This is a genomic window from Pseudonocardia terrae (assembly GCF_021343995.1).
In the GTDB taxonomy this organism is placed as follows: Bacteria; Actinomycetota; Actinomycetes; order Mycobacteriales; family Pseudonocardiaceae; genus Pseudonocardia; species Pseudonocardia terrae.
This window is the reverse complement of record NZ_JAJTTE010000124.1, coordinates 1-4,004: the sequence shown is the minus strand read 5'-3', so window position 1 is coordinate 4,004 and position 4,004 is coordinate 1. Positions and strand designations below refer to the sequence as shown.

Here is a 4,004-nt window from a genome sequence, read left to right as displayed (position 1 = left end):
CCCCCCCCCCCGCACCGCGTTTCCCGGCGGGCTCTCGCTGCCCGGGACAGCGTCCGGCCCAGAGGCCAGATGTCCGGCGGTGGGGAACCGGGACATGTCCGGGCCGATCTCGGCGAGGATCACCTCGGCTGCTCGCGGACCCACGCCGGTGATCGAGTCGAGGATCATCAGCTGTCCGGTCCACGGCTCGACTACGGGACTGGCTGGCCGAGGCCGCGGTGACACACGTGGAGGGGCGCTCAGGGACACCTGAGCGTGCTCCTCGGAGACCGTTGGTGCTGGTCGACGCGTTGTCGGGCGTGGATCCGCTGCCTTCCGAACTGGCTACGCGGGTTCGATTCCCGTCGCCCGCTCCACGCTTGACCAGCGCAAACGCTGATCGCCTCGCCCGCGCCTCGCGCCGCGTGGAACGAGATGTGGAACGAACGAGGTCTCCGCCGCGAGGTACTCGGCCTCGATCAGCTCCTCCTGTGCCGCCCGCGAGGTGCTCGTGATCGGGGCCGATGCGGGACGACGCCGGCTCCTGGCCCATCGACGGTCGCGGGCCGGCCACCGGCACCTGATCGCCACGCCGCTCGCCGGGTAGTCGGTGACGCCACGAGCTCTCTGCTCCTCGGACCGCAACTCGGCGGCCGCCCAGAGCAGAGCGAAGTCCCGCCGTGGCACGTGCAGGTTGCCCGGAGGGACGCCGTCGACGTCGCGCTCGGTGACCCGCACGCCTGCAGGATCGCACACCGCCCCGACGGTGCGGATCGGCCGGCCGATGCGGGACCGCCGCTAAGGCTCGGCACGGACGGCGAGCAAGGCCATGTCGTCGCTTCGGCGGTCGGTGGCGAAGCGCTGCACAGCTTCGCGCACGGTCGCAACCAGCCGCGGGGCGCTCGATCCAGACGCGGCGGCCGCCGCGTCGAGCAGCCGGTCGTCGCCGAACTGCTCCGGTCCACGCCGGCACTCGGTCACGCCGTCGGTGTAGAACAGCAGCGCCTCGCCAGCAGTCAGTATGTGCCGGGTGCAGTGCAGGTCGACGGATTCCACCAGGCCGACGGCGGTGCCGAACCGGCCGATCTGTTCGGCGGCGCCGGCCGCGTGGACCACGACGGGTTTGACGTGCCCGGCGAGTACCAGGTCCACTGTGACTGCGGATCGTCCGTCGAGGGTCGCCCGGCCCAGCATCGCTGCTGCGAGCGTGCAGAACTGCTGCGGGTCGCCCGCCTCAACCATGACGTCGTTGAGCATCTCGATCGTGCGCACCAACGGGCGGCCCTCGCGCACGAGCACCCGGAGTACGTCGCGGACCAGGCCGGTGCGGGCCGCCGCGCGGGCGCCGGTGCCGCAGACGTCGCCGATGGTGAGGAGCCAGCGCTCGGAGCCGACGGCGAACACGTCGTAGAAGTCGCCGCCCACGTCCGACCCGGAGCTCGACGGCAGGTACTCCGCGGCGAACTCGATTCCCGGTACCGCGGGTAGCGCACGGGGCAGCAGAGCGCCCTGCAACGCCTGCGACACCCGCACGTGCTCGCCCACCGTCTGCGCGTTGTGGATCGCCAGCGCGGCGCGGCGGCCGATGTCCTCGATCAGCAGCACGTCCTCGGGAGTGTGCAAGCGGCCTTCGGGGCGCCCGACCAGCAGCACCCCGATCGAGCTGCCGCGGGACCGTAGCGCGACCGCGACTCCATCGGCCGGATCGGAGAACCATGCCGGCGGGGCACCGCGGCGCGCTGCCGCGAGCCGGTCGCGTAGTTGTGTCGGGGGACCCGGCACGGCGTCGGGGTCGAGCACCGCCCGCAGCTCGGGCAGGCGGTCCTCGTCGGCGTGGGTGATCGCGGCCAGGCTCAGCCGCCGCGTCGGCGTCGGCAGCAGCACCGCGCACCACGCGCCGAGGCGGGGCACCACGACCTGAGGCACGAGCGCGACCGTGAGGTCGAGGTCCAGGGACTGGCCGAGCAGTTCGCTGGTCTCCGCCAGGTAGGTCATCCAGGCCCGGCGGCGCTCGTCGACCCCGCGCAGCCAGTGCGACTCGACGGCGATCGCGATCCGGGCGGCGATCAGCTCGGTCAGCTCGCGGGCGCGGCCGGCACCGGCGCCATCGCGCAGGACGACCCGGACCGTGCCGTGCAGCCCCGTGGTGGTCGGCAACGGCACGTCGAGCACGGTCCCAGGCCTGGCGGCGCCGTCGGATGAGGCGCCGCCGCGCGCGAACTCGCGGGCCCCGGAGCCGTCGCCGGGATCGACCTCGACGACGACGGCCGCTGCGTCGACCAGGTCCTGGAGCCGACCCGCGAGTTCCCCGACCAGCTCGACGGGGCTGAGGCGACGCGCCAGCGACGCGGGCACGTGCAGCAGCCAGCGAGCCTGCTCGGCTGCGGACCAGGTGCGCTCGTGCTCGGGGGCCGCGATCGCGGGGGTGGCGGCGGAGTTCCCTTGCCGAGCGATGGAGAACCACACCGTGTGCCGGCCGTCTGCGTCGTGTCGGGTGCCCCACGTCGTGGCGATCCGCGCGACCAGGGACAGGCCGCGGCCGTGGGTGGCGGCGCGTCCATAGCGCTGCCGCGGTTCGGCCAGGTGCAGCTCCAGCGCGGCCGGCCCGTGGTCGGTGACGGCCACCGTCACCTCGTCGTCGCCGGCGGCCACCGCCACGTCGAACTCGGTTCCGGCGTGCAGCACGGCGTTCTCGCACAGCTCGCTGGTCAGCAGCACGACGTCGTCGACGAGGTCAGGCAGGTGGTGGGCATCCTCGAGGTGCCCGCCGGTCATCAGCTCGCCCAGTGCGTCGTGAACCATTCGCCGTGCGCGCCTGGTCGAGCGGATGTCGGCCGGAAACCGCATCCGCCGCTCTAGCTGAACGGGCACGCGAGCAGTCTGCTGCAGTCCGTGCGGCCCCGCTCAAGAGGGCCGACCCAACGGGCGAGGGCCTCGACTACGCTGCGCCGGTCGGCAGGTGGAGGCGGTCATGACGGCGACACGGCACACGCGTGCGGCGGGCTCCGCCGACCCGGGTACTCCCCAGGAGGTGCCCGAACAGGTGTCTGGGGGCGGCTCCGCCGAGAACGGCGCCTTCCTCGCCGAGCTGACCCGAGGGCTGCAGCAGGTGCGCCGCGGCCGTTTCGACGTCCGCCTGGCCCGCCGCGAGGGGCCGGCGAGTGAGGTGGTCGATCAGTTCAACGAGCTGGTGGCGCTGCAGGAGCGGCACAGCCGTGATCTGCTGCGGATCAGCCGGGTGGTCGGGCGCGAGGGCCGCATGTCCGAGCGGCTCGACGAGGAGTCCTACGACGGTGCGTGGGCGTCGGGCGTACAGGCGGTGAACGCCCTCATCGACGACCTGGCCGCACCCACCGCGGAGATCGCCCGCGTGCTCGACGCGGTCGCGGAGGGCGACCTGTCCCAGCACATGGCCCTCGAGATCGAGGGACGCAGGCTGCGCGGCGAGTTCCGCCGCATCGGCCGCACCGTGAACCGCATGGTCGACCAGCTGTCCTCGTTCGCCGACGAGGTCACCCGCGTGGCCCGTGAGGTGGGCACCGAGGGACGACTCGGCGGGCAGGCCGACGTGCGCGGCGTCGCGGGCACCTGGCGCGCGCTCACCGACTCGGTCAACACCATGGCGAGCAACCTCACCAACCAGGTCCGCTCGATCTCCTCGGCGGCCACCGCCATCGCCGAGGGCGACCTGTCCCGCAAGATCACGGTCTCGGCCCGGGGCGAGGTCGCGGAGCTGGCCGACACGATCAACTCGCTGACCGACACGCTGCGGCTGTTCGCCGACGAGGTCACACGCGTGGCCCGCGAGGTGGGCACCGAGGGCCGCCTCGGTGGGCAAGCCGCGGTCCCGGACGTCGCCGGCACCTGGAAGAACCTCACCGACGCGGTCAACCTGATGGCGGCCAACCTGACCGGGCAGGTGCGCGGCATCGCGCAGGTGGCCACCGCGGTGGCCCGGGGCGACCTGAGTCAGAAGATCACCGTGGACGCGCGGGGGGAGATCCTGGAGCTCAAGTCGACGGTGA

General features: G+C 73.1%; 3 protein-coding genes. 1 reads left to right on the top strand and 2 read right to left on the bottom strand.

Annotated elements, in window-relative coordinates:
* Window positions 1-168 (bottom strand): transposase (locus tag LWC33_RS34360; protein ID WP_233308887.1); only part of this gene is annotated, 168 nt, incomplete at its 3' end.
* A 609-nt stretch (window positions 169-777) separates the two neighbouring features.
* Entirely contained in the window at window positions 778-2,826 is a 2,049-nt protein-coding gene (locus tag LWC33_RS34355; protein WP_255693975.1) for a SpoIIE family protein phosphatase, read from the bottom strand.
* A 124-nt stretch (window positions 2,827-2,950) separates the two neighbouring features.
* Here LWC33_RS34355 and LWC33_RS34350 point away from each other — a divergent pair.
* The coding region (locus LWC33_RS34350) for a HAMP domain-containing protein (RefSeq protein ID WP_233308885.1) at window positions 2,951-4,004 on the top strand (1,054 nt) is incomplete at its 3' end.

What these genes read in the sequence shown, in the direction of transcription:
- LWC33_RS34355 (WP_255693975.1), bottom strand. Translation starts at nt 2,826, where the DNA reads ATGCGGTTTCCGGCCGACATCCGCTCGACCAGGCGCGCACGGCGAATG.